The sequence below is a fragment of the Pseudomonas sp. 06C 126 genome, from assembly GCF_001855215.1.
Taxonomy (GTDB): Bacteria; Pseudomonadota; Gammaproteobacteria; order Pseudomonadales; family Pseudomonadaceae; genus Aquipseudomonas; species Aquipseudomonas proteolytica.
In genome coordinates this window covers 1-24,519 of sequence record NZ_MIFU01000109.1, presented here as the reverse complement: position 1 = coordinate 24,519, position 24,519 = coordinate 1, and the positions used below count along the sequence as shown (strand labels likewise).

Sequence of the window (24,519 nt, the reverse complement as noted above, 5' to 3'; positions counted from 1 at the left end):
GAGCGGCGTCGGGTTCAGCTTACTGAACCGTCGGCGCGCCTTCCTGTTGCATGCGCTGCAGCTCTTGCGCATACAGGGCATCGAAGTTCACCGGGGCCAGCATCAGCGCCGGGAACGAGCCACGGGTGACCAGGCTGTCCAGGGTCTCGCGGGCATACGGGAACAGGATGTTCGGGCAGAACGCGCCCAGGGTGTGGCTCATGGACGCATCGTCCAGGCCCTGGATCAGGAAGATACCGGCCTGTTGCACTTCAGCGATGAAGGCCACTTCTTCACCGTTCTTCACGGTGACCGACAGAGTCAGCACGACTTCGTGGAAGTCGCCTTCCAGTTGCTTTTGACGGGTGTTCAGGTCCAGGCCGACGCTTGGAGTCCACTCCTGGCGGAAGATCGCCGGGCTTTTAGGGGCCTCGAACGACAAGTCACGCACGTAGATGCGCTGCAGGGAAAACTGTGGGCCTTGAGCCTCTTCTGCTGCCGCTTCGGTGTTCGGTTGGTCAGTCATCTCGCAGATCCTTCTTGATCTTGGGGTCTTTTAGGGTTTTGGAGTCAGACGTGAAGCAGCGCATCCAGTTTACCGGCGCGCTCCAGGGCGAACAGGTCGTCGCATCCACCGATATGCTGGGTACCGATCCAGATTTGCGGCACAGAGGTGCGCCCCGCCTTCTGGGCCATTTCGGCACGTACCTGAGGCTTGCCATCGACCTTGATCTCGTCGAAGGCAACCTTTTTGCTCTGGAGCAACTGCTTGGCTCGCGTGCAATAGGGGCAATAATCGCTGGAATAAACGACAACCTGGCTCATATCACTTCACCAACGGCAGGTTATCGGCGCGCCAGCTGGAGATACCACCCGACAGCTTGGCGGCGGTGAAACCGCTCTTCATCATTTCGCGGGCATGGCCACCGGAGTGCTGACCCTGGGCGTCGACCAGGATAATGGTCTTGGCCTTGTGCTTTTCCAGTTCGGCGATGCGGGCGATCAGCTTGTCCTGGGGAATATTCAGCGCGCCAACGATATGGCCGGCGGCAAAGTCCTTGGCCGGACGGATGTCGACGACAACGGCCTGGTCCTTGTTGACCAGCGCGGTCAGCTCGGCGGTGCTGAGGCTACGGCCGCCACGGCTCACTTCATGAGCAATCAGCAGCGCCAGCAGTACGACGAAGGCACCGACCAGCAGATAGTGAGAGGTAGCAAATGCAATCAGGTGATCAACCATCAAGGAGGTTCCAGGGCGTTAAAATGGCGGTAAGTATACACAGCCGCCATGGGGGGCCAACCCCCGTAAAGCGGTGACGGCATCGGAACTTCGCTTTAAACTGCCACTCCCTTTTCAATCGCCTTCTTTTAATACCGCCGCGAGAGGATCTATGACTACCACGCCTAAACCTTTGGTCCTGATGATTCTCGATGGCTTCGGTCACAGTGAAAACCACCACGACAACGCCGTATTCGCGGCGAACAAGCCCGTGCTGGACCGCCTCTGCGCCAGCGTACCCAATGGCCTGATCTCCGGATCGGGCATGGACGTCGGCCTGCCGGACGGCCAGATGGGCAACTCTGAAGTCGGCCATATGAACCTTGGCGCCGGACGAGTGGTATATCAGGACTTCACTCGCGTGACCAAAGCCATCCGCGATGGCGAGTTCTTCGAGAACCCGACCATCTGCGCCGCGGTGGATAAAGCCGTCGCCGCCGGCAAAGCCGTGCATTTCATGGGCCTGCTGTCTGACGGTGGCGTGCACAGCCACCAGGACCACCTGGTGGCCATGGCCGAACTGGCCTACAAGCGTGGCGCCGAGAAGATCTACCTGCACGCCTTCCTCGATGGCCGCGACACCCCGCCCAAAAGCGCGCAATCGTCCATCGAGCTGCTGGACGCCGCCTTCGCCGCCCTCGGCAAGGGCCGCATCGCCAGCCTGGTCGGCCGCTATTTCGCCATGGACCGCGACAACCGCTGGGATCGCGTGTCCCAGGCCTACAACCTGATCGTCGACGGCAACGCCCAATTCAACGCGGCTACCGCCCAGCAAGGCCTGGAAGCGGCCTACGCTCGCGGCGAGAGCGATGAGTTCGTCAAGGCCACCACCATTGGCGAGCCTGTGAAGGTCGAAGATGGCGACGCCGTGGTGTTCATGAACTTTCGCGCCGACCGTGCCCGCGAACTGAGCCATGTGTTCGTCGATGACGGTTTCAAAGACTTCGAGCGGGCGCGCCAGCCGAAAGTCGAGTTCGTGATGCTGACCCAATACGCCGCCAACATCCCGGCCCCGTCGGCTTTCGCGCCGGGCAGCCTGGAAAACGTGCTGGGTGATTACCTCGCCAAAAACGGCAAGACCCAGCTGCGCATTGCCGAAACCGAGAAATACGCCCACGTCACCTTCTTCTTCTCCGGCGGTCGCGAAGAACCGTTCCCCGGCGAAGAGCGCATCCTGATCCCGTCGCCCAAAGTCGCCACCTACGACCTGCAGCCCGAGATGAGCGCGCCGGAAGTCACCGACAAGATCGTCGACGCCATCGAACACCAGCGCTATGACGTGATCGTGGTCAACTACGCCAACGGCGACATGGTCGGCCACAGCGGCAACCTGCAAGCGGCGGTCAAAGCCGTGGAATGCCTGGACTTGTGCGTGGGCCGTATCGTCGACGCCCTGGAGAAGGTCGGCGGCGAAGCGCTGATCACCGCCGACCATGGCAACTGCGAGCAGATGTCAGACGAATCCACCGGCCAGGCCCATACCGCCCACACCACCGAGCCGGTGCCGTTCATTTATGTCGGCAAGCGCGACTTCAAGGTGCGCGAAGGCGGCGTGCTGGCAGACGTGGCGCCGACCATGCTCATGCTGATGGGGCTCGAGAAGCCTGTCGAAATGACCGGTACCTCGATCCTGGTCTAATTTTCAAACCCACCACCAAACAATGTGGGAGCGGGCTTGCCCGCGATAGCGGCGGATCAGTCGACATTTCCATGGCTGACACCACGCAATCGCGGGCAAGCCCGCTCCCACATGGGTAGGTGGCGTTTTTGAAGATGGCTTTTAGCCACACCCACGCCACTGGGCGCCTAACTTGCCCGCCAGCCCGAATTGGACGTTTTTTTTGCCGCGTGGGCCGGGCATACTAGGCCGTCCCTTTCCCTGGTGTCGCCCGCCTCTATGCTTCGCGCCTTGATTACCCTCGCTCTTGTCTGCGTGCTCCAACCGGCTATGGCCGACGAGCGTGCGCAAACCCAACAACAGTTGGACGCTACGCGTCAGGACATTACCGAGCTGAAGAAACTGCTCGGCAAGCTCCAGGAAGAAAAATCCGGGGTGCAGAAAGACCTGCGCGGCACGGAAACCGAAATGGGCAAGCTGGAGAAGCAGGTCCAGGAGCTGCAAAAAGAACTAAAGAAGAGCGAGTCGGAACTGGAGCGGCTCGACGGTGAGAAAAAAAAACTCCAGAGCGCGCGCGTTGAACAGCAACGCCTGATCGCAATCCAGGCCCGTGCCGCCTACCAGAACGGCCGCCAGGAATACCTCAAGCTGCTGCTCAACCAGCAGAACCCGGAAAAATTCGCCCGCACCCTCACCTACTACGACTACCTGAGCACCGCGCGCCTGGAGCAACTCAAGAGCTTCAACGAGACCCTGCGCCAATTGGCCAACGTCGAGCAGGAAATCGCCGACCAGCAAAGCCAACTTCTGGCCCAGAAAAGCAGCCTCGACAGCCAGCGCGACGAGCTGGACAAGGTGCGCAAAGAACGCCAGCAGGCCCTCGCCAAGCTCAACAACGACGTAAAAGCCCGGGATGCCAAGCTGCAGGCGCGTCAGCAAGACCAGGCCGACCTGGCCAAAGTACTGAAAACCATCGAGGAAACCCTGGCTCGCCAGGCCCGCGAGGCCGAGGAAGCGCGACAAAAAGCGCTGATCGCCCAGCAGGAAGCAGAAAAAAAGCGCCAGCGTGACGCCGCGGCGCTCGCCACCGACGCCCCGCGCAAACCGGCGCGTGCAGCGCCCGGCCCACTGGTTTCGAGCGCCGGCGAATCGTTTGGCGGGCCTTTTGCTACTGCCCGAGGCAAACTTCCATGGCCAGTTGATGGTCGACTACTGGCACGCTTTGGTGAAACCCGTGGCGATGACACCCGCACCAAGTGGGACGGCGTGATGATCAGCGCCTCTGCGGGCAGCCAGGTACACGCCGTCCACGGTGGGCGCGTGGTGTTCGCCGATTGGCTGCGCGGCGCTGGTTTGCTGGTGATTCTTGACCACGGCAATGGCTATTTGAGCTTATATGGCCACAATCAAACGTTGCTCAAGGCCGCAGGTGATGTTGTAAAAGCCGGTGAATCCATCTCCACTGTCGGTAACAGTGGCGGCCAGGACACTCCGGCGCTGTACTTCGCTATTCGTCAGCAGGGCCGCCCAAGCGACCCTGCACAATGGTGTCGCGCCCAAGGATAGGGCCGCATCTACATTAGGAGTTCGTTCGACATGCTGCATTTGTCCCGCCTCACTTCGCTGGCCCTGACGATCGCCCTGGTGATCGGCGCGCCTATGGCATTCGCCGACCAGACCGCCCCGTCAGCCACGGCCGCGACCACCAAGGCGCCGCTGCCGCTGGACGAATTGCGCACCTTTGCCGAGGTCATGGACCGGATCAAGGCAGCCTATGTCGAACCCGTGGACGACAAGACCCTGCTGGAAAACGCCATCAAAGGCATGCTCAGCAACCTCGACCCGCACTCTGCCTACCTGGGCCCGGAAGATTTCGCCGAGCTGCAGGAAAGCACCAGCGGCGAATTCGGCGGCCTGGGCATCGAAGTGGGCGCCGAAGACGGCATCATCAAGGTGGTGTCGCCCATCGACGATACCCCGGCGTCCAAGGCCGGTATCCAGGCTGGCGACCTGATCGTCAAGATCAACGGCCAGCCGACCCGCGGCCAGACCATGACCGAAGCCGTCGACAAGATGCGCGGCAAGGTCGGTCAGAAAATCACCCTGACCCTGGTACGCGACGGCGGCAACCCGTTTGACGTGACCCTGACCCGCGCCACCATCGTGGTCAAGAGCGTGAAGAGCCAGTTGCTGGAGTCGGGCTACGGCTACATCCGCATCACCCAGTTCCAGGTCAAGACCGGCGACGAAGTGGCCAAGGCCCTGGCCAAGCTGCGCAAGGACAACGGCAAGAAGCTCAACGGCATCGTCCTCGACCTGCGCAACAACCCCGGCGGCGTGCTGCAATCGGCGGTGGAAGTGGTCGACCATTTCATCACCAAGGGCCTGATCGTCTACACCAAGGGCCGCATCGCCAACTCCGAACTGCGCTTCTCGGCCACCGGCAAGGACCTCAGCGAAAACGTCCCGCTGGCGGTGCTGATCAACGGCGGCAGCGCCTCGGCCTCGGAAATCGTCGCCGGCGCCCTGCAAGACCAGAAACGCGGGGTGCTGATGGGCACCACCAGCTTTGGCAAGGGGTCGGTGCAAACCGTGCTGCCGCTGAACAACGAGCGTGCGCTGAAGATCACCACGGCGTTGTACTACACGCCTAATGGTCGCTCGATCCAGGCCCAGGGCATCGTGCCGGATATCGAGGTTCGCCGGGCCAAGATCACCAACGAGAGCGAAAACGAGTACTTCAAGGAAGCTGACCTGCAAGGTCACCTGGGCAATGGCAATGGCGGCGCCGACCAGCCAACCGGCAGCGGCACGAAAGCCAAGCCGATGCCACAGGACGATGATTACCAACTGGCCCAGGCGTTGAGCCTGCTCAAGGGCCTGAGCATTACGCGCAGCCGTTGATATGCGTGTTGCCCTGATCATCGCCCTGCTCTGCAGCCTGGCAGGAGTCGCCCATGCGGCCCCTGCCCAGAAGCCCCACAAAGCCTACCTGACCCTGATCATCGACGACCTTGGGCAGAACCTGCCCCGGGACCGTCGCGTGCTGGCCCTGCCCGGCCCGGTGACGGCGGCGATCATGCCCGACACCCCCCACGCCGCCGAATTCGCGCGCGAGGCCCATCGCGCCGGCAAGATCGTGATCCTGCATATGCCCATGGACCCGGCCACCGGCCCGTTCGCCTGGCACCCCGAGTTGCCTGTCGAAGAACTGGGCAAGCGTTTGGATGCGGCGTTCAACGCCGTGCCCTACACCGCCGGCCTCAACAACCATATGGGCAGCCGCATGACCGCGCAGCCTGCGGCCATGACCTGGCTGATGGGTGAATTGCAACGTCGCCACAAGTTTTTCGTCGACAGCCGCACCAGCGCGCAGACCGTGGCCGCCGCCGAGGCACAAAAAATCGGCCTGGCTCATGTCTCGCGGGACGTTTTCCTTGATGACGAACGCACCGAAGCCGCTATCACCACGCAGTTGCAGACCGCTATCAAGCTGGCCCACAAACAGGGCTCGGCCGTGATGATCGGCCATCCTTATCCACAGACCCTGGCGGTACTGGAGCGCGAGTTGCCCAAGCTCAAGGCCCAGGGCATCGAGTGGATCGATATCAAGTTGATGATCAGCGTGCGCAGCAACCAGGCCATGGCCGGCCACGGCAAAAATGGCATCTACCGCTAGCTAGCTAGATAGCTACCGCACCGCCACACGTGAATACCTGAATAGTGAGCGAACAACGCTCAGCTATCAGGATGCCCATGAATACCTCTAGACACCTTCTTTCAGCCTTAGAACCAGCCGCTCGATGGCGGACTTGTCATGCCAAAAAATCACCAGGCACTGGGGCACACCCATGGACTCGATAAGATTTGGCAACCTGCTCATCAACTTCACGACCCAGTTCACTCGGCTCTGGAACAACAAGGGTTCACCCAACGCAGCACCCGTCGGTTTTTGGCGGCCGGTACCGTCCGCTGACTTCCTCACCGACTATTTCCCACTCGGCGACCATGCGGTTGCCGGACACAACGATATCAACCAGGAAACCGTAGTCGCCGTGGTTTCGGAGGCCCCCGCGCAAACCGAAGAAGAACGCAATAAAGGCAAGGCGCTCATGCCGCCCGACGAATTCGAAAAGGTGTGGGATGACAAAGGCTCCCAGGCCTATGCCAACGGGGCCATCTGGCGCCCGCTCCCACCCACCGGCTATGTGGCAATGGGGCTGGTGGCCACGGATGGCTACGACAAACCTTCACGCAACACGGTCCGGTGCGTTCGGGCTGACCTGGTGATTGCCTCATACATCAGCGACCTGATCTGGAACAACAAGCGCAGCCCGGCCCGGCTGGACTTCAGTGCCTGGGGCATCAGCCCGCCAGGGGCGGCGGCAGGTGAGGTGTACCTGTCGGCAGGAACGTTTGTCGGCGCCGCCAGCTATACCAAACCCTCGGTGCATATTGCCGCTTATTCATTGCGCATGCAGATCCCCCTGCAGGTCAATGTTCCGCCTCCGGCACCGGCGCTTGCGGGCGAGCAACAGCCTTCGCCGTTCGAAAAGGCCGAAGTCACCCATATCGCAAAACTGGCCTGGTTTACCGTCAAGGACCCCAATCTGTCGCCCCTCCAACAACTGCGTACGTCCCCCACTTATCGCCTGGAGAGATCGGACAAATACATATTGGTCGGGTTTGGCCATAACAGAAGCTCGCTGAACCAGTCCTTCAAATGGACCGCTACCCGAGGGCAGAACGGCAGTAGCCTCAAGACACTGACCCACACTACCGCCATCGAAATCGGCACAGAATGGGGCTTCAACGTGTGGGGCGCTTCGGGCAAGGTCTCGGCAAAACTCAGCGGTGGCCTCACGCACACCCAAACGTCTTCCGAAGGGTGGTCCACCTCGACCGCTTTTGAAGTCAATGCCACGGTTCCCGCGCAAAAGGCGGTAGCCGTGTATCTGGTGCAAAGCGATTACAAGCTGCTGCGGGAAAACGGTACGCAAGTGGCAACGAGCATCAGCTACACCGACGGTGACAGCGTGTATTGGAGCGAATACCCACCGGCCCGTGAATGCGAGGTCACGTGCCGGCCACTGCCGGCGCCGGCCTCATGAGCCGCTAGAGATAGCGCCCCATGATCTCGCTCACCACGCCCTCTTCACGCAGCTGATCCAGCGCGGCTTGCAGTTTGGCGACGGTTTCGTCCGGGACGTTTTTGTTCAGGGCCAGGTACAACTGGGCACTGTTGAACCGCAGCACGGTCTTGAGCCCGGTTATCCCGACTTGCCGCGCCAGGTAGCGGCCGGCGGGATCGCCGGTGGCCCAGAGGTCGATCTGGCCATCCAGCAGTTTTTGCGCATTGTCCTGGTCGCGGAGCACGACCTGCGGTGTGAGGCCTTGTTTTTCCAGGCTCAGGGCAATCGCGTCACCTTTGTAGGCACCCACCTTGTAGCGCCGGGCCTGCTCAAGGTCGGTCAACTGGATGTTGCTGTCGGCGTTGGCCAGCAGCACCCAATCGTCCGGGCCGATGGGGCCGACCCACTTGAACAGTGCTTCGCGGTCCGGCAGGCGGGCCATGACGAAGACCCCGTAGCCAGGTTGTTCCAGGGCGAGTTTGTAGATCCGTTCCCAGGGGAAACGCAGCGTCAGGTTGTAGGAAACGCCAGCACGCTTGAAGGTTTCGCGCACGATGTCCACGGCGATGCCTTCGACGTTCTCGTCCTTGGCGAAGTTCTTGCCGTTTTTCGCCATGTTGTAGGGCGGAAAATTCTCCGTCAGCAGCACCAGCGAATCAGCAGAGGGCTCGGCAGCATTGGCCGAGCCTGCCAAAAGAATGGAAGAGCTGACGAGGGCAAGAAGCAGGTCTTTGAGCATGTAGAATTACCGGAATCCATGGCAGGCCCCAGAGTGCCGCGAGCCTGTCATGGTGTCCAGTGGCGTTTAGCGTACGACGATGCCGCGCGCCGCCATGTAGGCCTTGGCCTCGGGCACGGTGTATTCGCCAAAGTGGAAAATACTCGCCGCCAGCACCGCACTGGCGTGGCCTTCGATGACGCCGTCGGCCAGGTGTTGCAGGTTGCCCACACCACCGGAAGCGATCACCGGGATGCCCAGCGCATCGCTGATGGCGCGGGTCACGCCCAGGTCGAAGCCGTTTTTCATGCCGTCCTGGTCCATGCTGGTCAGCAGGATTTCACCGGCGCCCAGGCCTTCCATCTTCATTGCCCACTGCACCGCATCCAGGCCGGTAGGCTTGCGCCCGCCATGGGTGAAGATCTCCCAGCGCGGAGGTTCACCCGGCCCGGAGACTTTCTTGGCGTCGATGGCGACCACGATGCATTGCGAACCGAAATGCTGCGCGGCTTCGCCGACAAATTCCGGATTGAACACCGCGGCAGTGTTGATCGAGACCTTGTCCGCACCGGCGTTGAGCAGGTTGCGGATGTCTTGCACGGTGCGTACGCCACCGCCCACGGTCAGCGGGATAAACACCTGGCTGGCCATGCGCTCGACGGTATGCAGCGTGGTATCGCGGCCATCGACGCTGGCGGTGATGTCGAGAAAGGTAATTTCGTCGGCACCCTGCTCATCGTAGCGACGGGCAATTTCCACCGGGTCGCCGGCGTCACGGATGTTCTCGAACTTGACGCCCTTGACCACCCGACCGTTGTCGACGTCCAGGCAAGGGATGATGCGTTTGGCCAGCGCCATGGTCAGTCCTCAGCCGTTGTAGGCATCGCAGTAGGCCTGGGCCTCGGCGACGTCCAGGGTACCTTCATAGATCGCACGGCCGGTGATCGCGCCGATGATCCCAGGAGCCTTGGCGTCCAGCAGCGACTTGATGTCGCCCAGGTTGTGGATACCACCGGAGGCGATTACCGGGATCTTGGTGGCGGCCGCCAGCGCAGCGGTGAACGGTACGTTGCAGCCCTGCATCATGCCGTCTTTGGCAATGTCGGTATAAACGATGGCGGACACGCCGTCTGCCTCGAACTGCTTGGCCAGGTCGATCACCTGGATGGTGCTGATCTCGGCCCAGCCGTCGGTGGCGACGAAGCCATCCTTGGCGTCCAGGCCCACGATGACCTTGCCCGGGAACGCACGGCAGGCCTCGGCGACGAAGGCCGGGTCTTTCACGGCCTTGGTGCCGATGATCACGTAGCTCACGCCCGCCTTGACGTAGTGCTCGATGGTTTCCAGGGAGCGGATACCGCCACCGATCTGGATCGGCAGGTTCGGGTAGCGCTTGGCGATGGCAGTAACCACTTCGCCATTGACCGGCTGGCCTTCGAAGGCGCCGTTCAAGTCCACCAGATGCAGACGGCGGCAGCCACCCTCCACCCACTTGGCAGCCATGCTGACCGGGTCATCGGAAAACACCGTGGAATCTTCCATGCGGCCCTGGCGCAGACGTACGCAAGCGCCGTCCTTGAGATCGATAGCGGGGATAATCAGCATCTGGCAAACCTTATTCGATATTCAGCATTGCTCGAAGAATCAGGGTTTTTCGAGCGCCCACAAGTCGCTTTCGATGCTTTCGAACCTTTCTTTAAGGTGCGTCTGCACATCGAAAATCGCCCTGTTGTAATAGTGCGGAGCAATTTCAGTGGTGAACAGTTCGAGGATCTCAGCCACCTCGAACGACCCGAGCCTGAGCTCGAAGCGGTCTTCCATGAAACGCTTGATCTTGTCGGTCGCCTCACTCTCCTGCTGGGGAGTGAGATTGAGGATCGGCGGCTTGATCTTCTTGGCCATTACCAACGCCCGTCCCAACTGGCGAAGTTCTGCAGCAACTGCAGGCCATGGGTATGGCTCTTCTCCGGGTGGAACTGCACGGCGAAGCGCGAGCCTTCGGCCAGCGCGGCGGCGAAGTCGACGCCATAGTGCCCGCCACCCACCACCTGGCGCGGATTACCGGCAGCGATGTAGTAGCTGTGCACGAAGTAGAAACGCGCCATGTCCGGGATGTCATGCCACAGCGGGTGGTCGACGGTGCGGCGCACTTCGTTCCAGCCCATGTGCGGGACTTTCAAGTGTTCGCCGTCTTCATGCAGGTCCTTGCCGAAGAACTTCACATCCCCCGGGAACAGGCCGATGCAGTCGACGCCGCCGTTTTCTTCACTGCGCTCGAGCAAGGCTTGCATGCCCACGCAGATCCCGAGGAACGGCCGGTCCTGGCTGACTTCGCGCACCAGGCTGTCAAAGCCCAGGCGACGGATTTCAGCCATGCAATCGCGAATCGCGCCTACACCAGGAAACACCACCCGGTCGGCTTCGCGGATCACCTTGGCATCGCTGGTGATCAGCACCTTGCCGGCACCTACGTGTTCGAGGGCCTTGGCCACCGAGTGCAGGTTACCCATGCCGTAGTCGATAACCGCGACCGTCTGCATTACAGAACGCCCTTGGTCGAAGGCATTTGCCCGGCCATGCGGTCATCGAGCTCCACGGCCATGCGCAGGGCGCGGCCGAAAGCCTTGAACACGGTTTCGATCTGGTGGTGGGTGTTGGTGCCACGCAGGTTGTCGATGTGCAGGCTCACCAGGGCATGGTTGACGAAGCCCTGGAAGAACTCCTGGAACAGGTCCACGTCAAACCCGCCGACGGTGGCGCGGGTGTACGGCACGTGCATCTGCAGGCCTGGGCGGCCAGAGAAGTCGATGACCACACGCGACAGTGCCTCGTCCAGCGGGACATAGGCGTGGCCGTAGCGACGGATGCCTTTTTTGTCGCCGATGGCCTTGGCAAACGCCTGGCCGAGGGTGATACCGACATCCTCCACGGTGTGGTGGTCGTCGATATGCAGGTCGCCCTTGCTGACGATATCCAGGTCGATCAGCCCATGACGGGCGATTTGATCCAGCATGTGCTCAAGAAAAGGGACTCCGATATCAAATCGGGCCTTTCCGGTGCCATCCAGGTTGATCGAGGCTTTGATCTGGGTTTCCAGAGTGTCGCGCTCGACGGACGCCTTACGTTCGGCCATCACCAGCTCCGCAAAATCATTGGGCGAAAAAGGTAGCCATTATAGGGGCTGTGGGCGCTAAACAGAAACATCGAAGGGGATAAGACTGACGGCCTGTCGGGGATAGACATGTCAGTACAAGTGCGGGAGTGTGCTTGTGTGGGAGCTGGCTTGCCTGCGATGCAGACGCCTGAGTACTACAGATACACCGAGCTGGTTCTATCGCGGGCAAGCCCGGCTCCCACAGGAGCCGGGCCCACACGAGTTATGCGGTGTTAGTGGAATAGCACTGCAGTCTTCTGCAAGGTCACCCACACGCCCCACGCCAGCGGGATTCCCACCACCAGCCACGCGGCGATCGCCAATGGCACGGTGCCGGAAGCGGCTTTCCATTCCAGGGACGTGGTGGCATCGGCGCCCTTGTCATGGCCCAGCGCCTGTTCGGCAGCCAGTTCGGCGTCGGTCATGAAGTACTTGTCGGCCACCGGGCGTACCAGCAGGTTGCAGATAAAGCCCAGTACCAGCAGGCCGGCGAGGATGTACAAGGTGATGTCATAGGCTGCAGCGCGCTCGACGCCGATGCTCAATTGATATTCACGCAGGTAGTTCACCAACACCGGGCCCAGCACGCCGGCCGCCGCCCAGGCGGTGAGCAGGCGACCATGGATTGCACCGACCATTTGCGTACCGAACAGGTCCGCCAGGTAGGCCGGTACGGTCGCGAAGCCGCCGCCGTACATCGACAGGATGATGCAGAACGCCGCCACGAACAGCGAGACGTTGCCCAGGTGGCCGAGGTTCGGGATCAGCGCGTACAGGGCAAAGCCCAGGGCGAAGAACACGAAGTAGGTGTTCTTGCGGCCCAGGTAGTCGGAGAACGACGCCCAGAAGAACCGCCCACCAATGTTGAACAGGCTCAACAACCCGGTGAACCCCGCCGCAATGGCTGCGATGGAGGCCAGTTGACCCGCATCCAGTTGGCCAAACGGCACATCCACGCCCAGCAACTTGCCGCCGAACACTTCCTGCAACAGCGGCGACGCCATGCCCAGGATGCCGATACCGGCCGATACGTTCAGGCACAGCACCAGCCAGACCAGGCGGAATTGCGGGGTTTTCCACGCCACGTTCACGTGGACGTGACGGTGGGTGATCATCACATTACTGGCTTTTTTCGCCGGCGCGGTCCAGCCCTCAGGCTTCCAGCCGGTCGGCGGGACACGGTAGGACAAGGCGCCGCCGATCATGAACACGAAGTAGATCGCGGCCATGACCAAAAAGCTCTGCCACACGCCCACGCCGGTCGGCGACGCAAAGTGGCCCATCAGCGCTGCGGCCAGGGGCGCACCGACCATCGCACCACCGCCAAAGCCCATGATCGCCATGCCGGTCGCCATGCCGCGCTTGTCCGGGAACCACTTGATCAGGGTCGACACCGGCGAGATATAGCCCAGGCCCAGGCCGATACCACCAATCACCCCCGAACCGAGCCACATCAGCCAGATCTGGTGGGTATAAATCCCCAGCGCCGAGATCAGCAGGCCACCGCACCAGCACAGTGCCGAGACCACACCGGCCTTGCGCGGCCCGGCGTGTTCCAGCCAGCCGCCCCAGATCGCTGCCGAGCAGCCCAGGAAGATGAAGAACAGGGTGTAAATCCAGCCCAGCATGGAGATCGGCCAGTCGCAGGACGACGAGAAGATCTGCGCGATAAAGCTCATGTCCGGTGCACAGGCCACCGGTGCGGTCACGCCCAGCGCCTTGGACAATGGCAGCCAGAACACCGAGAAGCCGTAGGCCATGCCGATGCACAAGTGGATGGCCAGGGCGGCCGGCGGAACCAGCCAGCGGTTGAAACCGGGCTTGGCGATGATGCGTTCCTTGGACAGGAACGCAGGCTGCGCAGCAGAATTGCCGGCCGCAGTGCTAGTGTTCATTGGTGTTTCCCCCAGTTGTTGGTCTGTGTTCGCCAGGCGCTCTCCTCCTCGGCCTTTGCACGCAATGCGTGGCCGTTTTGTCGAGTGAAGCTCCCTGTAGGCGCGACGTTTCGTCGCAGAAGGCGGGCGAACGGGCAAAGATTAGCATCTGGCGCAGCGAGAGAAACCAAACTGACACTACCTTTTTCAGTCCATCTGTTTTGTTTGACACTATGTAACGATGCGTAAACAGCCACGGACCTCCCGGCGTTATACTCTGCGGCTAAATTTTAAAATCGACATACAAGGACTCGCCCATGAAAGCGTTCGGCAAAATCCTGGGTCTGGTACTTCTCGGGCTGTTGCTGATCATTGTGGCTCTGGGCTTTGCCCTGACTCACCTCTTCGATCCCAACGACTACAAAGACGAGATTCGCCAGATTGCCCGCGACAAGGCCCACATCGAGCTGACGCTCAATGGCGATATCGGCTGGAGCCTGTTTCCCTGGCTGGGCCTGGAGCTGCATGAGGCCAGCGTGGCCACCCTGAACAACCCTGCCCAACCATTTGCCGACCTGCAGATGCTCGGCCTGTCGGTACGCGTGCTGCCGCTGCTACGCCGCGAAGTGCAAATGAGCGATGTACGCGTCGAGGGCCTGAACCTGCGCCTGACCCGCGACAAGCAAGGCCATGGCAACTGGGAAGATATCGGCAAGGCTGCGCCCGTTGCGGCTACCACCAGCGCCGAAGCGCCCGCCACGACTGCGCCGGCCACAACGCCCGCGCCGGAGAAACCGGCCCAGCCGATCCGCCTGGACATCGACAGCCTCACGGTCAACAACGCCCGTATCGAGTACAACGACGAGCAGACCGGCAAGCAATTCAGCGCCGAAAGCATCCAACTGAGCACCGGTGCCGTGCATGAAGGCGCGAGCATTCCGGTCAAGCTCACCGCGTTCTTCGGCAGCAACCAGCCGGTCATGCGGGTCAAGAGCGAGCTCAATGGCGAGCTGCGTTTTGATCGCGCCCTCAAGCGCTATCAGTTCGAAGACATGAAAGTCGCCGGCGAAGCCACGGGCGAGCCTCTGCAAGGCAAGACCGTCACGTTTGCCACCCAGGGCCAGTTGCTGGTGGACCTGTCGGCAAACATTGCCGAGTGGACCGGCCTCAAGCTCTCGCTCAACCAACTGCGGGCACTGGGCGAACTGAAGGTCCACGACCTGGATAAAACCCCACAGATCAGCGGCGCCCTGTCGATTGCCCAGTTTGACCTGGCCAAGTTCCTCGACAGCGTCGGCCAACCGCTGCCAGCCATGGCCCCAGAGAGCCTGAGCAAGGTCGAGCTGGTCAGCCGCCTGCAAGGCACGCCGTCGAGCATGGCGCTGGAAGACCTCAACCTGAAAGTCGATGGCAGCACCTTCACCGGGCGCCTGGCGGTTGAAGACTTTGCCAAGCAATCCCTGCGCGTGCAGTTGAAGGCCGACACGTTCAACGCCGACCACTACCTGCCCGCCAAGTCCGAAGCAGCCAACAGTGCCGCCGTCGCGCGCCAGGCCGAAGTGCAAAGCAGCGAAGCCGGGGCCATGGCCGCCGGCGGCACCACGCCGCTGCCGGATGCGCCGACCAAAGGCGCCTGGAGCACCGACAAGCTGCTGCCGCTGGCACGCCTGCGCACCCTGGATGTGATTGCCGACCTGTCCTTCGGCCAACTGACCCTCGGCCAGTTGCCCATCGAGAACGCCACCCTCAAAGCCTCTGGCCAGAGTGGTCAGCTCAAGCTCGACACCTTGAGCGGCGGCCTCTACAACGGCACCTTCCAGGCCAACGGCAATCTCGACGCCCGCGAAGATGTGCCGGTGTTGGCACTGCAGACCAAAATCAAGCAAGTGCCGGTCGAACGCATCCTGCAGGCCCAGGGCAAAACCCCGCCGGTCAAAGGCCAGATCACCCTCGACAGCAACCTGACGGGGCGCGGCAACAGCCAGAAGGCGCTGATCGACAGCCTCAACGGCACCGCCAGCTTTGTGATCAACAATGGCGTACTGCTCAACGCCAACATTGAGCAACAGCTGTGCACCGGCATCGCCCTGCTCAATCGCAAGACCCTGGCCAGCGAACCGCGTGGCAAGGACACACCGTTCCAGGAGCTCAAGGGCAACCTGACCTTGCGTAACGGCGTGGCCAGCAACCCGGACCTGAAAGTGCGGATCCCCGGCCTGACCGTCAACGGCAATGGCGACATTGACCTGCGCGTGCTGGGCATGGACTACCGTGTGGGCATCATTGTCGAGGGTGACAAGCGCGACATGCCGGACCCGGCCTGCCAGGTCGGCTCGAACTTCCGTGGCATCGAAGTCCCGCTGCGCTGCCGTGGGCCGCTGGAGCTGGGAGCCAAGGCCTGCCGCCTGGACAAGGACGGCCTGGGCCAGGTCGCCGCGAAAATGGCCGGCAATAAAATCAGCGAGAAACTTGAAGAGAAGCTCGACAAGGTCAATCCCAAGTTGAAAGACGCCCTCAAAGGCCTGTTCAACCGATGAGAAACGAGCAATTTTCTGCGGCCGTGCTCGACTGGTACGACCGCCACGGTCGCCATGACCTGCCCTGGCAACAGGGCATCACCCCTTACCGGGTGTGGGTCTCGGAAATCATGCTGCAACAGACCCAGGTCAGCACCGTGCTCAACTACTTCGACCGCTTCATGGCCTCGCTGCCAACGGTCGAAGCCCTGGCCGCCGCGCCAGAAGATGAAGTGCTGCACCTGTGGACCGGGCTGGGCTACTACACCCGGGCGCGCAACCTGCAAAAGACCGCGAAGATCGTCGTCGCCGAATACGGCGGCGAGTTTCCTCGCGATGTAGAGAAGCTTACCGAACTGCCAGGCATCGGCCTGTCCACCGCCGGCGCCATCGCCAGCCTGAGCATGGGCCTGCGCGCACCGATCCTCGACGGCAACGTCAAACGCGTGCTGGCGCGCTTTACCGCCCAGGAAGGCTATCCGGGCGAACCCAAGGTGGCCAAGCAGCTGTGGGCCACCGCAGAGCGCTTTACCCCGCACGATCGCGTCAACGCCTACACCCAGGCGATGATGGACATGGGCGCCACCCTCTGCACCCGCAGCAAGCCCAGTTGCCTGCTGTGCCCCCTGGAAAAGGGCTGCGAAGCGCACATGCTGGGCCTGGAAACCCGCTACCCGATCCCCAAGCCCCGCAAGACCATCCCGCAAAAGCGCACGCTGATGCCCTTGCTGGCCAACCATGAGGGCGCGATCCTGCTTTACCGTCGCCCGTCTACGGGCCTGTGGGGCGGGCTGTGGAGCTTGCCGGAACTGGACGACCTGAACGATCTGGAACACCTGGCCAACCAGCACTCGCTGGCGCTGGGCAAGCAGCAGGAGCTGCCGGGGCTGGTCCACACTTTCAGCCACTTCCAACTGGCTATCGAACCCTGGCTGGTGCAAGTCGAGGAATCGGCCCATCACGTGGCCGAGGCCGACTGGCTCTGGTATAACCTCGCCACCCCGCCGCGCCTGGGCCTTGCCGCCCCGGTGAAAAAACTGCTGAAGCGCGCGGCCGACGTATTGAACGCAGGAGTTTCGTCATGACCCGCACCGTAATGTGCCGCAAGTACAAAGAAGAACTGCAAGGCCTGGAACGCCCTCCCTATCCGGGCGCCAAGGGCCAGGACATTTTCGACCACGTTTCCGCCAAGGCCTGGGCCGACTGGCAGAAGCACCAGACCCTGCTGATCAATGAAAAGCGCTTGAACATGATGAACGCCGAAGACCGCAAATATCTGCAGGGCGAAATGGACAAGTACTTTTCCGGCGAGGATTACGCCAAGGCTGACGGCTACGTGCCGCCTGCTCAATAATTGAGCAAAAACCGGGGTTGGCACGTAAGCGACGGTAATAATTAAATATTTTTTGAAAACTTGCTTGACGACCCCCTGAAAAACCCGTTTAATGCGCCCCGTTGCCCAGATAGCTCAGTCGGTAGAGCAGGGGATTGAAAATCCCCGTGTCGGCGGTTCGATTCCGTCTCTGGGCACCACTAATTAGTTTCAGGTGGTGCAAACGTCATCTGAAACACACAAAAAACCCGCCTAGTGCGGGTTTTTTGTTGCCTGCGATTTAGTACGCCAAACCGCCCTGGTTACTTTTAGGTTAACGCCAAGCCTCGTTGGCACCCGATGTGTTATTTATCGCGCTGCTCAACCGTCTAGCCTTAATCCAATCTTCAGCAAGGTAGTTACTTCATGACCCGGTACTTGTTCTGCACGCTGTTAATGCTGACAGCGCTGCTCAGCGGATGCGCCACGACGATGGACGTCGCGATCAACGCAACCCCAGACCCGGACTATCACTTTGACCGACAGGCGCCAGTGCTGGTGACGTCGGTTGGCGGCAATAACGAGAACGCGCTCAACGCCCGCTACTATCTGCGCGATATGGTCAGCGCCATGAAGGACCAGGGCTTTCGCCAGGTCTATACCGACATGACCCTGCCCAAGAACCTGGCACCGAAAATCACGATCACCCTCGACGTCGACAGCCACCAGGTGACTTATCGCTATACCGCCACCGACTATGGGCAGGTGCCAACCAGCACCTCCACTGTGTGCAAGAACAGCAAGAAAAAAAGCGACCAGATGATCTGCACCAGCACACCCAACACCACCTATGGCCCGGTGGGCAGCTCGGAGCGCACCGGCTACACCACCCTCACCACGTTCACCGCCACGGCCCGGGACGAAGCGAGCAAACGCGCGGTGTACCTGCTGCGAGTGACGTCCTACAACGAGGACTGCCAGGCTGCCAAGGTCGAGGCCTTCCTGGTACAGCAGGGCCTGCAGAACCTGAATTTCCAGGATCGCGTGCAGCGCAACTACAGCGTCACGATGCCTGAAGGGTATCGCTGCAAATAATCCCTCCATGATGAAGGTCACTTCGGAGTCAGCGGTCTCGGGGCCCAACCCAGGATCAAAGACTCCGCAACCTTGATTGCTCCCTCCCCGCGCAAGACCGCCCTACCGCCCCTCCCACCGACTGCCCCCGCCAAAAAGCCAGGATTGACCGGCATCTAGCGTTGCTAATAGCAATTATTATCATTTAAGCTGCGCGCAAAATATCCTCCCCCCGCATCACTAAAATAATTAAGGAGCTGCAATGCCCTCTGCACGCGAGCCAGGCTCATGGTTGAAGGCGCTCGGCCTTGCCCCCTTCGGATTCGCTTCGATGCTGGTCCCGGTCGCAGACGCGGCCCAGGAAACAGGCCAGCTCGAACTGCCCAGCCAAAGTATTACGGCCACTGCCTCAGAAGAAACGGCCGACGGCCCGATCAAAGGCTATGTCGCCAAGCGCAGTGCAACGGGTGCCAAGACCGACACTCCGATTACTGAGATCCCCCAGTCGATTTCCGTCATCAGCGCCGACCGTATGCGTGATCAGGGCGCGCTGACCGTGCAAGACGCATTGCGTTATGTGGCCGGGGTGCGCGCCGAAACCTTCGGGCTGGATAGCCGGGGAGACTGGTCGAAAGTGCGAGGCAGCTCACCTGCCCTGTTCCTTGATGGCTTACAGCAGAGCTTCGGCAGTTACACCAACGTGCGCACCGACCCCTTCACCCTGGAACGCCTTGAAGTGCTCAAGGGCCCGGCGTCGATGCTTTATGGGCAAAGCCCGGTGGGGGGCCTGATCAACCAGGTCAGCAAACGTCCCCAGGCCGAACAACACACCGAACTGCAACTGCAATATGGCAATTACAACCGCAAGCAGGTCGCCGTCGACACCACGGGCTCCCTGAACCCACAAGGCACGCTGTTGTACCGGCTGGTGGCAATTCAGCGCGACAGCGACACTCAGGTTGATCACGTCAAAGATAACCGCCAGGTCCTGATGCCATCGCTGACCTGGCGCCCCACCGAAGATATCGACTGGACCCTACTGGCCAACATCCAGCGCGATGACAGCGGCTCCACCACGCAGTTCTTTCCACACACAGGCACGGTCTGGAATGCGCCCTATGGCCGGATCCACAGCAACCGGTTCGCCAGCGAGCCAGGATTCGACGAGTACGACAGCGACCAGACAGCCCTGACGTCGCAATTCTCGTGGCATGTGAACGACACATGGACGCTGCGACAAAACCTGCGCTGGCAGAAAAGCAAAGTCAGCTACCAGTCGATTTATGCGAAGTTCGCCAGAAACCCACCGTTTAACACCGACAACCAGACCCTCGACCGCGTGTATTACGTTTCCAAACCAGAGGTAAAAGTCTGGGTCGCCGACCAAAACGCCGAGGCCCGATTCGACACCGGCCCGCTACAACACACGCTGCTGCTGGGGGGCGACTACCAGCACGCTGTCTCCAACCGCGACGGCGCCAGCGGCGCGGCAACACCACTGAACGTGTACGACCCGGTGTATGGCACCTTTGATCCCTCTATCATTCGCCTCACCGCAGACCCGGAACAACGGGTCATGCAGCGCGGGCTCTATGCCCAGGACCAGATCAAATACGAGCAGTGGTTACTGACCCTTGGCCTGCGCAAGGATTGGGCCTCCAGCCAGACCCAAGGCAAGGCCCAGCAGAAAGATGACAAAGTGACCGGCCGCGTGGGCCTGACCTATCTGTTCGACAACGGCATAGCGCCCTACTTGAGCTACAGCGAATCATTCCAGCCCCAGATCGGCCTCAACCAGCGAACGCTTGACCCCTACGTACCGCTCAAGGGCAAACAGTGGGAGTTGGGTGTGAAATATCAGCCCGTTGGCAGCAACAGTCTCTATACCGCTGCGGTATATGACATTCGCGAGCAGAACCGACGCATGCCCGACCCACTGGATGCGATGAACACCCTGCAAAGTGGTGAAACCCGCGCCCGTGGCCTGGAGCTCGAAGCATTGGTAACGGTCACGCCCGACTGGGACCTGATTGGTACCTACAGCTATACCGACACCACCGTCCTCAAGGGCTCACCCGCCGAACAAGGCAAACGCCTGGCCAGTGTTCCAGAGAACATGGCCTCGGTCTGGAGCCAACATCGATTCAGCATCGGCGATATATCCGGGTTCAGTGTCGGTGCAGGCGTTCGCTATGTAGGAACAAGCTGGGATGGCGCCGACCGACTGAAAACGCCCTCTACCACCCTGGTGGATGCGATGCTCGGGTACCGATACCAGAACTGGAACCTGACCCTCAACGCGACCAATCTTGAAGACAAGACCTACTACACGACATGCCTGGCGCGAGGCGATTGCTTCATCGGCAACCGTCGTACGCTCGTCGGTACGCTGGCCTACAACTTTTGATCGAGCTTTAAGATCACGGCACGCGAAACACCAGCAGCGGTTTGTCATTGAGCCGCCCATTGAACGCTGGAGCCAGGTGCTCCAGCGGCGTGCCCTGCAGCAGTTGGGTTTCCTTGCGCGCGACGATGACCCAGGACGAGCGCGGCAGCGCGCTCAGTTGCGCAAGGTCGTCACGCCCGACAAACAGCGGCTGCTCGTCATGGTCCAGGTTCATGATGTAGCGAATGGCCCAGGTGTCCTTGCCGAGGTCGAGAAACACCAGTGGCCCGGGGTTCTCGGCCCGCAGGGTCTGCACCGCCCGCACAAAGGTTTTGGTGTCGAACTGCAGATCCTTGGCCGGCTCGACGACCGTCACCAGTACCAGCCATTGAGTGGCCAGAGCAATCAGGCTAAGCGACACCAATCGCGCTCCCACACGGCCGCGCCAACGGCGCCAGGCGACCACCGCCGCCAGTTGCAGGACGATCAGCAGTGCAATCAATCCCGGCACCGAAACATCCGGCCAGTAATCGTGCTTGCTCCACAGCTGCCGGCAGACCACTACCACGACAGCCCCCAGCAGCGGCAGGATCGCCACCAGCCACTCATAACCCCGACGCACGCCAAGCAACCAACCCCGGGCCTGAAGCAGCCCATAGGCCGCCACAGCGGCAAACATCGGGACCATGGGCACGATGTAGTAGGCGCGTTTGAAGTTCGGCACCGACAACCCCAGCAGGATCATCAAGCCACAACCAGCCAGGCGCGGCATCAGTTGCACATCGGCATCGTCATTGCGCGTCGACCAGGTGTGACGCAGGGCAATCAACGTCGCGAGAGCCAGCGGTATCACCGGAAAATAACGATACAGACTCAGTTGCAGGTAGAAGTAGAACGGTTCGCCGCTCTCATCGAGGCGACCGGCCACCTGCATCTTCAACACCTCATCGGCAAACCCTTCACCACCGCTGATCCGCGCCAGCTTCAGCAGCACCCACCCACAGGCCAGAAGCAGGACCAGGCCGATTACCCCGTGGGCAACTACCTTTTTCAGTAAGCGAATCTTCTCTTCTCGCGAGCCAGCAGGCCCCAGCACCCAATACACACAGGCCACCCCACAGACTTCGATCAGCCCCAAAGGGCCCCGAATGGCAAACGCCGCCACGAACAAGGGAAAGATTGCGTATTGGCGCAGCTTTGAGCCCAAACGCTCGCCGGTATGCAGCAGGTAGAAGCACCCAAGACACAGCAGGGAGACCATCTGATCCAGGCACACCGAGCGCGACTTCTCGAGCAATTGCGCCGTCGACGCCGTGAGCAATACCGTCAGCAACGCCCACGCCCGACCCGAAGGCACCAGCAAACGGTAGATCAGCGCCATGACCCCGGCCGATGCCAGGGCAGTGGGCAAGACGTTAGCCAGGTCGTTGGGCGCACCGAACAGCCGGGCAAAGAACAGGCTGAAATAGGTCGCGGTACCTGGGTAATCCGGGTAAGGCTCACCGTAGGTGGTGGGGAAGAAGCTCGCACCATGGCGAAACATCTCCTGCATGAACACCGCCCAGCGTCCGTCAAACCCTTGCGGCTGTTGGTCCCAGATGCCTAGCGTAAATAGCAACAAGGCCATCAGAAAAATACCCAGGGCCTCCAGACGAAAACGCGTGCGGTATTCCATGCTTTAACCTGCCAGGCCGGGGGAAATGCTGGCGTATATTGCCGGCAGCACGGCTGAATCACGCCTGAACCAAATGCAACAATCCCTCACCACCGATCGGCATTCACACTTAAAGATTACGGGCCTTTGCCCGTCGATTTTGTTAGCGTCAACTTCCAATAAAAACTGCGCACGGGCAGCCCATGCCCCATCGAAAGCGCATGGATCGAGGCCCGTCATGAACCTGCCCACCCGCCTTCACCCCGAGGCATTCCGCGAGCCCGCCGCCGATAGCTACCCCATCGGCGGCTTCACCTGGCGCCATATCCGCACCGATATCGCACGCCCGGTGGTGATCATCAACGCCGCCACCTCAGTGCGCTGCCGGCACTATTCGCGCTTTGCCGACTACCTGTTTGCCAACGGTTTTGATGTGATCACCTACGACTATCGCGGCATTGGCCAATCGCGCAGCGGCTCATTGCGTGGGTTCAAGGCCTCGTGGTCGGACTGGGGCCGGCTGGATTTCGAGGCCATCTTGCAGCGTGCGCAGCGAGAGTTTGCCGGGCAACCCATTGATGTAGTCGGCCACAGCTTTGGCGGCTGTGCGGCCGGGCTCGGGGCGTCGGGGGCGGCGATCAGGCGCTTGGTGACTGTGGGGGCGCAGTTTGCGTACTGGCGTGACTATCAAGCGAGCGGCCGCTGGCGGATGTTTGCCAAGTGGCATCTGGTGATGCCGCTGGTGACCGCCGTATGCGGGTATTTCCCGGGCAAGCGCCTGGGCTGGCTGGAAGACACACCTGCGGGGGTGGTGCGCGACTGGAGCACGCCCACGCCCACCTACCAGACACGGCCTAGCGGGCGCGCGTTGGGCGAGCTGCCCTTTGCCCGGGTGAAGGCACAGATCCTGGCGATCAGCATCAGCGACGACCCGTTTGGCACGGTACCCGCCATTGAGCGTCTGCTGAATTACTTCCAGGCCAGCGAGCGCACGCACTTGCGGATTGCGCCGAGGGATATTGGCGAAGAAGCCGTCGGGCATTTCGCGTTTTTTCGTAGTGAATATGAAGATCGCTTATGGCCGATTGCACTGGCGTGGCTGCAACACGGCCAGCTCGCGGCCGACACGCCGGGAGCGCGACTGTAGAAACCCTTGGGATTTCGCCCGACCTGCGCTTCAATACGCCACCCAGATCCTGAACCAAGGACGTGAGCCCATGGCTTCGCCAGACAAGCAGCAAAAACGCGCCCAGCGGGCAAAAGCCAAGGCCAAGCAGAACCGCACCCAGCGCGCCAATGCGCCGAAGCAGGATGCATTTGCCGGTGACGACGACCGCATTGATCTTGAGTCGGTGGACTTGACCGAACTGTTCGTGGAGATGCGCACGGCCGGCGAGACCAGCCAGCAGGCGCTGTGTGCAGCATTCCTGGCGCACCCGCTGCTGGCGTTGGTGCTGGAACAGGAAGGCGAAGAAAACGCCACAGACTTTATCCTGGCGGCGCTGATCGAATATCGGCAGTGGTCCACGGACAGCGACGATGAAGCAGCGGCGCTGGCATGGATTGAATCGCCCGCGTTCCAGGCCGACTACGTAGCGGCGTCGCAAGCCCTGGCAACCTCGCAAGATTGATACAAACCCAATGTAGGAGCGAGCTTGCTCGCGAAGAACTCAAGAACAACGCATTTATTCAGGCAGCACGCGTTATCGTTGACGTTTTTCGCGAGCTCGCTCCTACAGTGGTTTGTGGCGTTAGCAGCAAGGTGGCGGCGTCGCAGGCACTGACCACTTCGCAGGATTAATACAAAACCCATGTAGGAGCGA

At 61.1% G+C, this 24,519-nt stretch carries 23 protein-coding genes and 1 tRNA gene; 13 read left to right on the top strand and 11 right to left on the bottom strand.

What is annotated here, in order from left to right; all coding sequences use genetic code 11:
- Positions 1-19: 19 nt before the first annotated feature.
- From secB to BHC62_RS21985, 3 genes are read right to left on the bottom strand one after another with little or no spacing between them, the layout of a single operon-like run.
- Positions 20-505, bottom strand: a complete 486-nt coding sequence (gene secB, locus BHC62_RS21995; protein WP_029295909.1) for a protein-export chaperone SecB — start codon at positions 503-505, stop codon at positions 20-22.
- 44 nt (positions 506-549) lie between these two features.
- Entirely contained in the window at positions 550-804 is a 255-nt protein-coding gene (gene grxC / locus BHC62_RS21990) for a glutaredoxin 3 (protein ID WP_029295908.1), read from the bottom strand.
- A gap of 1 nt (position 805) precedes the next feature.
- The gene (locus BHC62_RS21985; RefSeq protein ID WP_029295907.1) at positions 806-1,219 is read right to left on the bottom strand and encodes a rhodanese-like domain-containing protein; all 414 of its coding nucleotides are present in this window, start codon (positions 1,217-1,219) and stop codon (positions 806-808) included.
- Positions 1,220-1,370: 151 nt separating this feature from the next.
- On the opposite strand from BHC62_RS21985, the gene gpmI reads away from it, so the two are divergent.
- The 5 genes from gpmI to BHC62_RS21960 all read left to right on the top strand — a co-directional run bounded on the left by gpmI (position 1,371) and on the right by BHC62_RS21960 (position 7,987).
- Entirely contained in the window at positions 1,371-2,897 is a 1,527-nt protein-coding gene (gene gpmI / locus BHC62_RS21980; protein WP_029295906.1) for a 2,3-bisphosphoglycerate-independent phosphoglycerate mutase, read from the top strand.
- 258 nt (positions 2,898-3,155) lie between these two features.
- Complete coding sequence (locus BHC62_RS21975; protein WP_070996165.1) at positions 3,156-4,442, top strand: murein hydrolase activator EnvC; 1,287 nt, start codon at positions 3,156-3,158, stop codon at positions 4,440-4,442.
- 30 nt (positions 4,443-4,472) lie between these two features.
- Positions 4,473-5,780 (top strand): S41 family peptidase, encoded by a 1,308-nt coding sequence (locus tag BHC62_RS21970; protein ID WP_029295904.1) that lies wholly within the window; start codon positions 4,473-4,475, stop codon positions 5,778-5,780.
- A 1-nt stretch (position 5,781) separates the two neighbouring features.
- Complete coding sequence (locus tag BHC62_RS21965) at positions 5,782-6,555, top strand: divergent polysaccharide deacetylase family protein (RefSeq protein ID WP_070996163.1); 774 nt, start codon at positions 5,782-5,784, stop codon at positions 6,553-6,555.
- 172 nt (positions 6,556-6,727) lie between these two features.
- Entirely contained in the window at positions 6,728-7,987 is a 1,260-nt protein-coding gene (locus BHC62_RS21960) for a Vps62-related protein (protein WP_224791166.1), read from the top strand.
- Between the two features lie 4 nt (positions 7,988-7,991).
- Here the strand turns inward: BHC62_RS21960 and BHC62_RS21955 are convergent, their stop codons facing one another.
- The 7 genes from BHC62_RS21955 to BHC62_RS21925 all read right to left on the bottom strand — a co-directional run bounded on the left by BHC62_RS21955 (position 7,992) and on the right by BHC62_RS21925 (position 13,775).
- The gene (locus BHC62_RS21955; RefSeq protein WP_070996160.1) at positions 7,992-8,747 is read right to left on the bottom strand and encodes an ABC transporter substrate-binding protein; all 756 of its coding nucleotides are present in this window, start codon (positions 8,745-8,747) and stop codon (positions 7,992-7,994) included.
- A gap of 66 nt (positions 8,748-8,813) precedes the next feature.
- Positions 8,814-9,584, bottom strand: coding sequence for an imidazole glycerol phosphate synthase subunit HisF (gene hisF, locus BHC62_RS21950; protein ID WP_029295900.1), 771 nt, complete (start codon positions 9,582-9,584; stop codon positions 8,814-8,816).
- Between the two features lie 9 nt (positions 9,585-9,593).
- Positions 9,594-10,331, bottom strand: coding sequence for a 1-(5-phosphoribosyl)-5-[(5-phosphoribosylamino)methylideneamino]imidazole-4-carboxamide isomerase (hisA, locus tag BHC62_RS21945; RefSeq protein ID WP_029295899.1), 738 nt, complete (start codon positions 10,329-10,331; stop codon positions 9,594-9,596).
- 39 nt (positions 10,332-10,370) lie between these two features.
- A complete protein-coding gene (locus BHC62_RS21940) occupies positions 10,371-10,628 on the bottom strand; it encodes a DUF2164 domain-containing protein (protein ID WP_029295898.1) in 258 nt (85 codons plus the stop codon).
- Positions 10,628-11,266: an imidazole glycerol phosphate synthase subunit HisH gene (gene hisH, locus BHC62_RS21935; protein ID WP_029295897.1), complete on the bottom strand. Its 639-nt coding sequence runs from the start codon at positions 11,264-11,266 to the stop codon at positions 10,628-10,630. The genes BHC62_RS21940 and hisH overlap by 1 nt, the downstream gene beginning before the upstream one ends.
- Positions 11,266-11,859: an imidazoleglycerol-phosphate dehydratase HisB gene (gene hisB / locus BHC62_RS21930; RefSeq protein WP_003218037.1), complete on the bottom strand. Its 594-nt coding sequence runs from the start codon at positions 11,857-11,859 to the stop codon at positions 11,266-11,268. Before hisB ends, hisH begins: the two co-directional genes overlap by 1 nt.
- A 254-nt stretch (positions 11,860-12,113) precedes the next feature.
- Positions 12,114-13,775 (bottom strand): OFA family MFS transporter, encoded by a 1,662-nt coding sequence (locus BHC62_RS21925; RefSeq protein WP_070996158.1) that lies wholly within the window; start codon positions 13,773-13,775, stop codon positions 12,114-12,116.
- 296 nt (positions 13,776-14,071) lie between these two features.
- On the opposite strand from BHC62_RS21925, the gene BHC62_RS21920 reads away from it, so the two are divergent.
- From BHC62_RS21920 to BHC62_RS21895, 6 genes are all read left to right on the top strand, one after another.
- Complete coding sequence (locus tag BHC62_RS21920; RefSeq protein WP_070996157.1) at positions 14,072-16,291, top strand: AsmA family protein; 2,220 nt, start codon at positions 14,072-14,074, stop codon at positions 16,289-16,291.
- On the top strand, positions 16,288-17,355 hold the full coding sequence (mutY, locus tag BHC62_RS21915) for an A/G-specific adenine glycosylase (RefSeq protein WP_029295877.1): 1,068 nt from the start codon (positions 16,288-16,290) through the stop codon (positions 17,353-17,355). The genes BHC62_RS21920 and mutY overlap by 4 nt, the downstream gene beginning before the upstream one ends.
- On the top strand, positions 17,352-17,624 hold the full coding sequence (locus BHC62_RS21910; RefSeq protein WP_070996155.1) for an oxidative damage protection protein: 273 nt from the start codon (positions 17,352-17,354) through the stop codon (positions 17,622-17,624). The genes mutY and BHC62_RS21910 overlap by 4 nt, the downstream gene beginning before the upstream one ends.
- 103 nt (positions 17,625-17,727) lie before the next feature.
- A tRNA-Phe gene (locus BHC62_RS21905) sits at positions 17,728-17,803 on the top strand.
- A 205-nt stretch (positions 17,804-18,008) separates the two neighbouring features.
- Complete coding sequence (locus BHC62_RS21900) at positions 18,009-18,677, top strand: hypothetical protein (protein WP_029295874.1); 669 nt, start codon at positions 18,009-18,011, stop codon at positions 18,675-18,677.
- A 310-nt stretch (positions 18,678-18,987) separates the two neighbouring features.
- Positions 18,988-21,063 carry a TonB-dependent siderophore receptor gene (locus BHC62_RS21895; protein WP_070996153.1) on the top strand — a complete coding sequence of 692 codons (2,076 nt, stop codon included), beginning with the start codon at positions 18,988-18,990 and terminating at the stop codon, positions 21,061-21,063.
- A 13-nt stretch (positions 21,064-21,076) separates the two neighbouring features.
- On the opposite strand, the gene BHC62_RS21890 is transcribed toward BHC62_RS21895, so the two are convergent.
- Positions 21,077-22,717, bottom strand: coding sequence for a glycosyltransferase family 39 protein (locus BHC62_RS21890; RefSeq protein ID WP_070996152.1), 1,641 nt, complete (start codon positions 22,715-22,717; stop codon positions 21,077-21,079).
- Between the two features lie 217 nt (positions 22,718-22,934).
- Between BHC62_RS21890 and BHC62_RS21885 the strand changes: the two genes are divergently transcribed.
- Positions 22,935-23,843 (top strand): alpha/beta fold hydrolase, encoded by a 909-nt coding sequence (locus BHC62_RS21885; protein WP_029295867.1) that lies wholly within the window; start codon positions 22,935-22,937, stop codon positions 23,841-23,843.
- A 70-nt stretch (positions 23,844-23,913) separates the two neighbouring features.
- The gene (locus BHC62_RS21880; RefSeq protein ID WP_070996150.1) at positions 23,914-24,327 is read left to right on the top strand and encodes a hypothetical protein; all 414 of its coding nucleotides are present in this window, start codon (positions 23,914-23,916) and stop codon (positions 24,325-24,327) included.
- Positions 24,328-24,519 lie beyond the last annotated feature (192 nt).

What these genes read in the sequence shown, in the direction of transcription:
- secB (WP_029295909.1), bottom strand. Translation starts at nt 505, where the DNA reads ATGACTGACCAACCGAACACCGAAGCGGCAGCAGAAGAGGCTCAAGGC.
- grxC (WP_029295908.1), bottom strand. Translation starts at nt 804, where the DNA reads ATGAGCCAGGTTGTCGTTTATTCCAGCGATTATTGCCCCTATTGCACG.
- BHC62_RS21985 (WP_029295907.1), bottom strand. Translation starts at nt 1,219, where the DNA reads ATGGTTGATCACCTGATTGCATTTGCTACCTCTCACTATCTGCTGGTC.
- gpmI (WP_029295906.1), top strand. Translation starts at nt 1,371, where the DNA reads ATGACTACCACGCCTAAACCTTTGGTCCTGATGATTCTCGATGGCTTC.
- BHC62_RS21975 (WP_070996165.1), top strand. Translation starts at nt 3,156, where the DNA reads ATGCTTCGCGCCTTGATTACCCTCGCTCTTGTCTGCGTGCTCCAACCG.
- BHC62_RS21970 (WP_029295904.1), top strand. Translation starts at nt 4,473, where the DNA reads ATGCTGCATTTGTCCCGCCTCACTTCGCTGGCCCTGACGATCGCCCTG.
- BHC62_RS21965 (WP_070996163.1), top strand. Translation starts at nt 5,782, where the DNA reads ATGCGTGTTGCCCTGATCATCGCCCTGCTCTGCAGCCTGGCAGGAGTC.
- BHC62_RS21960 (WP_224791166.1), top strand. Translation starts at nt 6,728, where the DNA reads ATGGACTCGATAAGATTTGGCAACCTGCTCATCAACTTCACGACCCAG.
- BHC62_RS21955 (WP_070996160.1), bottom strand. Translation starts at nt 8,747, where the DNA reads ATGCTCAAAGACCTGCTTCTTGCCCTCGTCAGCTCTTCCATTCTTTTG.
- hisF (WP_029295900.1), bottom strand. Translation starts at nt 9,584, where the DNA reads ATGGCGCTGGCCAAACGCATCATCCCTTGCCTGGACGTCGACAACGGT.
- hisA (WP_029295899.1), bottom strand. Translation starts at nt 10,331, where the DNA reads ATGCTGATTATCCCCGCTATCGATCTCAAGGACGGCGCTTGCGTACGT.
- BHC62_RS21940 (WP_029295898.1), bottom strand. Translation starts at nt 10,628, where the DNA reads ATGGCCAAGAAGATCAAGCCGCCGATCCTCAATCTCACTCCCCAGCAG.
- hisH (WP_029295897.1), bottom strand. Translation starts at nt 11,266, where the DNA reads ATGCAGACGGTCGCGGTTATCGACTACGGCATGGGTAACCTGCACTCG.
- hisB (WP_003218037.1), bottom strand. Translation starts at nt 11,859, where the DNA reads ATGGCCGAACGTAAGGCGTCCGTCGAGCGCGACACTCTGGAAACCCAG.
- BHC62_RS21925 (WP_070996158.1), bottom strand. Translation starts at nt 13,775, where the DNA reads ATGAACACTAGCACTGCGGCCGGCAATTCTGCTGCGCAGCCTGCGTTC.
- BHC62_RS21920 (WP_070996157.1), top strand. Translation starts at nt 14,072, where the DNA reads ATGAAAGCGTTCGGCAAAATCCTGGGTCTGGTACTTCTCGGGCTGTTG.
- mutY (WP_029295877.1), top strand. Translation starts at nt 16,288, where the DNA reads ATGAGAAACGAGCAATTTTCTGCGGCCGTGCTCGACTGGTACGACCGC.
- BHC62_RS21910 (WP_070996155.1), top strand. Translation starts at nt 17,352, where the DNA reads ATGACCCGCACCGTAATGTGCCGCAAGTACAAAGAAGAACTGCAAGGC.
- BHC62_RS21900 (WP_029295874.1), top strand. Translation starts at nt 18,009, where the DNA reads ATGACCCGGTACTTGTTCTGCACGCTGTTAATGCTGACAGCGCTGCTC.
- BHC62_RS21895 (WP_070996153.1), top strand. Translation starts at nt 18,988, where the DNA reads ATGCTGGTCCCGGTCGCAGACGCGGCCCAGGAAACAGGCCAGCTCGAA.
- BHC62_RS21890 (WP_070996152.1), bottom strand. Translation starts at nt 22,717, where the DNA reads ATGGAATACCGCACGCGTTTTCGTCTGGAGGCCCTGGGTATTTTTCTG.
- BHC62_RS21885 (WP_029295867.1), top strand. Translation starts at nt 22,935, where the DNA reads ATGAACCTGCCCACCCGCCTTCACCCCGAGGCATTCCGCGAGCCCGCC.
- BHC62_RS21880 (WP_070996150.1), top strand. Translation starts at nt 23,914, where the DNA reads ATGGCTTCGCCAGACAAGCAGCAAAAACGCGCCCAGCGGGCAAAAGCC.